Annotated in this window: 6 protein-coding genes and 1 pseudogene; 3 read left to right on the top strand and 4 right to left on the bottom strand. The window is 65.0% G+C overall.

Features of this window, described 5'->3' with window-relative positions:
* A protein-coding gene (locus G510_RS18390) for an IS5 family transposase (RefSeq protein ID WP_425411299.1) occupies positions 1 to 819 on the bottom strand; the annotation gives its coding sequence in 2 pieces (ribosomal slippage) (positions 1 to 435 and positions 434 to 819; 821 coding nt annotated over the 2 pieces). This gene is flagged as partial in the annotation.
* 153 nt (positions 820 to 972) lie between these two features.
* On the opposite strand from G510_RS18390, the gene G510_RS0112860 reads away from it, so the two are divergent.
* The gene (locus G510_RS0112860; protein ID WP_029153942.1) at positions 973 to 1179 is read left to right on the top strand and encodes a hypothetical protein; all 207 of its coding nucleotides are present in this window, start codon (positions 973 to 975) and stop codon (positions 1177 to 1179) included.
* Between the two features lie 101 nt (positions 1180 to 1280).
* Here the strand turns inward: G510_RS0112860 and G510_RS0112865 are convergent, their stop codons facing one another.
* The 3 genes from G510_RS0112865 to G510_RS0112875 all read right to left on the bottom strand — a co-directional run bounded on the left by G510_RS0112865 (position 1281) and on the right by G510_RS0112875 (position 4165).
* The gene (locus G510_RS0112865; RefSeq protein WP_029153943.1) at positions 1281 to 1601 is read right to left on the bottom strand and encodes a metal-sensitive transcriptional regulator; all 321 of its coding nucleotides are present in this window, start codon (positions 1599 to 1601) and stop codon (positions 1281 to 1283) included.
* 21 nt (positions 1602 to 1622) lie between these two features.
* Entirely contained in the window at positions 1623 to 3833 is a 2211-nt protein-coding gene (locus G510_RS0112870; RefSeq protein ID WP_029153944.1) for a heavy metal translocating P-type ATPase, read from the bottom strand.
* A gap of 71 nt (positions 3834 to 3904) precedes the next feature.
* Complete coding sequence (locus G510_RS0112875) at positions 3905 to 4165, bottom strand: YHS domain-containing protein (RefSeq protein ID WP_029153945.1); 261 nt, start codon at positions 4163 to 4165, stop codon at positions 3905 to 3907.
* A gap of 168 nt (positions 4166 to 4333) precedes the next feature.
* Between G510_RS0112875 and G510_RS0112880 the strand changes: the two genes are divergently transcribed.
* Both G510_RS0112880 and G510_RS18920 read left to right on the top strand, forming a co-directional pair.
* Complete coding sequence (locus tag G510_RS0112880; protein ID WP_029153946.1) at positions 4334 to 4777, top strand: DUF6153 family protein; 444 nt, start codon at positions 4334 to 4336, stop codon at positions 4775 to 4777.
* A gap of 330 nt (positions 4778 to 5107) precedes the next feature.
* Positions 5108 to 5277 (top strand): annotated as a pseudogene (locus tag G510_RS18920) (IS1380 family transposase); the annotation flags it as partial.

Here is a 5277-nt window from a genome sequence, read left to right on the forward strand (position 1 = left end):
CGGGCTGTCTTGTCTGAGCGCATCGCGATGCCGCGCCATTGCTTGAGTTTGTTGAAGCAGCGCTCGACGACGTTGCGTCCCTTGTAGCGCTCCTGCTGGGCTTCCCCGAAGTCGATGGGCCGGCCAGGCTTCCTGCGGCGGTGCGCGATCTGGTCGTCGCGTTCCGGGATCGTCGCGGCGATCTTCCGCTCCCGCAGCCACGCCCTGTTCTTCTTCGACGGGTAGCCCTTGTCGGCGAGCACCCGATCCGGGCGCCGCCTCGGACGGCCGACAGCTCGAGGGACGTGGGTCTGCTCGAGTGTGGCGGTCATCATCGTGGTGTCGTTGATGTTCGCGCCGGTGATCACCCAGCTCAGCGGACGTCCACGCCCGTCGCAGACGAGATGCACCTTGCTCGTCAACCCGCCACGGGAGCGGCCGATCCCGTGATCAGGCGGCTCTTCCCGCGGATTCTTGTGATTCGACACAGCCCCCTGTGTCGCGGCTGAGGGTCGCGCCGTGCTGGTGCACGCGCGCGATCGTCGAGTCGATCGACACCACCCAGTCGAGCTTGCCCGCCGCGTCCGACTGCTTCTGCACCTCGGCGAGCAGCTTCTCCCAGGTGCCGTCCTCGGCCCAGCGCGCGAACCGCTTGTAGATCGAGTTCCACTTCCCGAACCGCTCCGGCACATCCCGCCAGGGCGCCCCCGTGCGGTACTTCCAGGCCATGCCCTCGACCGCGAGACGATGATCCGTCCACGGCCGCGACCTGCCGACCGGCACCGGCATCAGCGGCTCCAGAACAGCCCACACCTCATCCGAGATCTCCTGACGCGTCACACCATCGAGACTCGCCGATCCTGAGCCTGAACCTCTTGATCAACACGCCCTAGCGGCCTGTCGCCTCATCGAGGGCGTCGGTCAAGTCGCTGAGCTGGGTGAGCTCGAGTAGTGGTTTCGCGGTGCCTGGACGCATGCGAGCACTCGAATGCCGTGGTCATCATCCCGGTCGACAGTGACGCGGACGAGCCCGTATGGATTGGCGGTGCCAACGTCGACGAGACGACGGCGGATGTCGTCACGTGGCTCAGTGACGACACGAACCCTGCACGTCGGCCGGCGCTCGTCGACATCCGGCAGTTCTCGCCGACCCGACTAAACCGACACGAGCTGGAAGAAGAGGTCGAGCGGGGGCGGTGACGCGTCGCATGCAGGCCGACACAGCTGGCGCGAGTACATGCGCACGAGGAATCGAACTGCTTGCGCTTCACCGGTCCGGGCACTTTCGAATCTGCCGCGAGTCAGCGCACGAGGCGGGCGATCGCCTGAGACGCTTCCCGGACCTTCTCTTCGGCGATGTCGCTGCCGGCGCGAGCTGCATCTGCCACACAGTGGCGCAGGTGGTCTTCGAGGAGCCCGACGGCAACGCTCTGCAGGGCGCTGGTCAGTGCGGAGATCTGAGTGAGGATGTCAATGCAGTACTTCTCGTCCTCGACCATGCGGTGGATGCCGCGTGATTGTCCTTCGATGCGCTTGAGGCGAGCAAGGTAGCGGGCTTTGTCCGTGATGTACCCGTGCTCTGTGTGGTTGCAGGACGTTGTAGGGACGGTGGTATCAGCCATCTGGATCTCCGGCGGTTGTGGTCAGCGGTTCAGGATGACGCGGGTCGTGGTGTCGGGGCGGAGGTCGAGTCGGCGCAGCAGTTGTGCGTTGAGGGCGACGACGATGGTGGATAGTGACATGAGGATCGCTCCGACCGACATCGGGAGCACGAATCCGATGGGGGCGAGGACGCCGGCGGCGAGAGGGACGGAGATGATGTTGTATCCGGCAGCCCACCAGAGATTCTGCTTCATCTTCCGGTAAGAAGCCCGTGACAGTTCGATCACGGAGAGCACCGAGCGGGGATCGTCGCTTGCGAGGATGACACCAGCAGAGGCGATCGCGACATCTGTGCCCGCACCGATCGCCAGCCCAACGTCGGCCTGCGCGAGGGCAGGGGCGTCGTTGACGCCGTCGCCGACCATTGCGACCTTACGGCCCTCGTTCTGGAGTTGTTGGACCTTGGCGGCCTTGTCCTCCGGGCGTACTCCGGCGAAGACGCGGTCGATGCCGAGGTCTTGGGCGACGGCCTGCGCCACGGCTTCCGCGTCGCCGGTAATCATCACCACTTGCACGTCGAGTGCGTGGAGGGCGTCGACGGCTTCCCGGGATTCCGAGCGCACCTCGTCGGCGAGTTTCAACGCGCCGACGACGCGGCCGTCCTGGATGACGTGGAGGATGATCGCGCCATCCGTCCGCCACTGATCGGCGACCGGGAGCTCGTCGGCGTTCTCCTCGGTGAGCAGGTGCGGTCCACCGACTCGGATGATCTTCCCGTCGACGGTCGCTGTGACGCCCACAGCGGGTGAGGAAGTGAAGTCGCCGTTGCGCGGGATGGTGAGCTGCTTGTCGGCGGCTGCGCGCACGATGGCCTTCGCGAGCGGGTGCTCACTATCAGTTTCTGCGGCGGCGGCCAGTGCGAGGATCTGGTCGGGGTCGGTGCCGTCGACGACGGAAATCTCGGAGACGACGGGCTCGCCCTTGGTGAGGGTGCCGGTCTTGTCGAACAGGACCGTGTCGATGGTGCGCATGCTTTCGAGCGCGAGCCGGTCTTTGACGAGAACGCCGCCCCGGGCGGCGCGTTCGGTGGCGATTGAGACGACCAGCGGGATGGCCAGGCCCAGCGCGTGCGGGCAGGCGATGACGAGGACGGTGATGGTGCGGATGACAGCCGCGTCAGGCAAGCCGACCAACGTCCAGACGATCGCGGTGATCGCCGCAGCACCCAGGGCGAACCAGAACAGCCATCCGGCGGCGGTGTCCGCGAGCCGCTGTGCGCGGGACGAGGAGCTTTGCGCTTGGGTGACGAGACGTTGGATGCCGGCGAGGGTCGTGTCGTCGCCGGTCGCGGTGATCTCGACGCGAAGCCCGGAATCGGTGGCAACGGTGCCGGCTGTGACGTGGTCGCCGCTGCCGCGTTCCACGGTGCGGGACTCGCCCGTGACCATGGACTCGTCCATCGAGGCCCGTCCGTCGACGATGCGCCCGTCGGCGGGGACGCTGCCACCCGGCCGTACGATGACGACGTCGCCGACGACGAGATCGGTCGGTGAGACCGTGACGACCTGGTCATTCTCGACGCGCTCTGCCTCATCGGGGAGAAGAGCGGCGAGTGAGTCCAGGGCGGAAGTCGTCTGGGCGAGGGAGCGCATCTCGATCCAGTGCCCGAGAAGCATGATGACGATGAGGAGGGCGAGCTCCCACCAGAAGTCGAGTTCGTGATGGAGCACGCCGAGCGTCGCGCCCCAGGAGGCGGCGAACGCGACGGTGATCGCGAGGCCAATGAGCAGCATCATGCCGGGCTTGCGAGCGCGGAGCTCGCTGACTGCACCGACGAGGAACGGCTTTCCACCCCACGCGTACATGACAGTGCCCAGCACCGGGGATACCCAGGACAGACCCGGAATATCGGGGAGGGTGTAGCCGAGGATCATCGAGAACATGCCCGACAACGCGACCGTGGGGACGGCGAGGACGAGCATAATCCAGAACAGGCGACGGAACTGCCCGACGTGGTCGCCATGGCCTGCATGACCGCCGTGTCCAGCGTGGGTGTTGTGACCGGAGGGCGCGTTGTCGCTTCCGTGGTCTCTGTGACTGTGCGCGGCCGCGTCTGACTGCGGTGCATGCGGCATTGCTTGATGTCCCGCGTGCGCATCGTGGTCAGTTTCGGTCGTCACTGCGGGGGTCGACGCCGCGTGGTCGTGGTGGGCGTGGGGGTGCTCCGCGCCGTCGTTACGCGAGTGGCTCATGGGCCTATCCTCCTCGGAATTGAGAACCGTGGGGCTGACTTGTCTGGCGTGCCCCGCACCGTGAAACGGTGTCAGGCAGCAGCGGTGGCGTACTTAGCCGGGTCGGCGTCGAACGCGGGCCCGCATCCAGCGCAGCAGAAGTAGTACCGGGTGCCGTCGTAATCGCGGTACAGGCCAGCAGCTTCTGCATCCGCCTTGATGACGGTGCTGCCTACCATCACAGGACATTCGGCGAGATCTTCCGCGGGCGGGGTGAGGAGATCCTTGCGTCCTTCGGCGTCGACGGAACCGTGGCTGTTGCGGCTGCAGCAGGATCCAGTGGAGTCTGACATGTTTTGTTCCTCTTTCTCTCAAACACCGGAGTGCGGCGTCGGTATGCCTAACGATATACCCCCTGTGGGTATTCCGCACTAGGATATACATGGCGGCGCTGAAGGATCAGGGCGGGCGGCGCATAGATCGTGGTGTTAGCATCCTGCACGGAATGGAGGAGGCCGAGTATGCACGTCGCAGTTCGTGGCGCACGTCCGCAGTTGTCGTTGCGCGCGTTGTTGATGCTCGGCGGGGCCACGCTGATGGTTATCGTCGGCTTGCTGGCGATGCACACCTTCACCTCCGAACCTGCGGGACACGGATCCGTCGGACTCACCCACTCCGCAGCCGGGGAGGAGCACGCCACCGTAGCGGCGTCAACCGTCGCGAGCGAGTCCACCGCGTGTGAGGGTGCGTGTCATGTGAACACCGGACATGGGCAGGGTCACAACGAGATGCTGATTGCGTGCGTGCTGGCGTTGCTTGCCGGTCTGCTTCTCCTCCTCCCTCCGATATTGATTCAGCGTCACCGGCTGCCCCCTCACCGTGCTGTAAGCCTGGTGAGGTGGGAAGCGATCGGGATTCTTCCCCGGGCACCCTCGCTGACGTTCCTTTCGATAAGTCGCACCTGAGTAGTCGCCGCCGACCCTGATGGGTCGGATTCCTGGCGCCGTCTGGCGCCATCATTTGCGAACCCTCACACGACGTATCGAAGGAACAACCATGAATAAGAAGATTCCCGTTGCTGTCAGTACGGGTGTACTGACCCTTGCACTGGTTCTCACCGGCTGCGCTGACAACAGCACGGCACCGTCCAGCGAATCCACCTCCCCGTCTCAGCCTGGATCCACCGATTGAGGGTGAGTTGGGGTCGGCGCGTTAAACGGAGAATGCCTGTCTGATCAGGGATAATTGTTCTTACCACAGAGGCAATTGAACCTGAAAAGAGAGGCATCTCGCAGATGCAAGTTTCTCACGCCGCACGGTCTGCTGTCGCATCGTTCGATGATCCGAATATCGTGTCGGCTGCGGGCCTGGTCCCGATCGCCCGTCTCGCGGAGAAGGCGGGTCTTCGGCGCCTTGCCGATCGGTGGTTGAGTGTTCCGACTGACAAGGGCGCGAACGCCGGGTC

Source organism: Microbacterium gubbeenense DSM 15944, assembly GCF_000422745.1.
Taxonomy (GTDB): Bacteria; Actinomycetota; Actinomycetes; order Actinomycetales; family Microbacteriaceae; genus Microbacterium; species Microbacterium gubbeenense.

Bases quoted from the DNA above. Each gene is read 5' to 3' on its own strand.
- G510_RS0112865 (WP_029153943.1), bottom strand. From the start codon at position 1,601: ATGGCTGATACCACCGTCCCTACAACGTCCTGCAACCACACAGAGCAC.
- G510_RS0112870 (WP_029153944.1), bottom strand. From the start codon at position 3,833: ATGAGCCACTCGCGTAACGACGGCGCGGAGCACCCCCACGCCCACCAC.
- G510_RS0112875 (WP_029153945.1), bottom strand. From the start codon at position 4,165: ATGTCAGACTCCACTGGATCCTGCTGCAGCCGCAACAGCCACGGTTCC.
- G510_RS0112880 (WP_029153946.1), top strand. From the start codon at position 4,334: ATGCACGTCGCAGTTCGTGGCGCACGTCCGCAGTTGTCGTTGCGCGCG.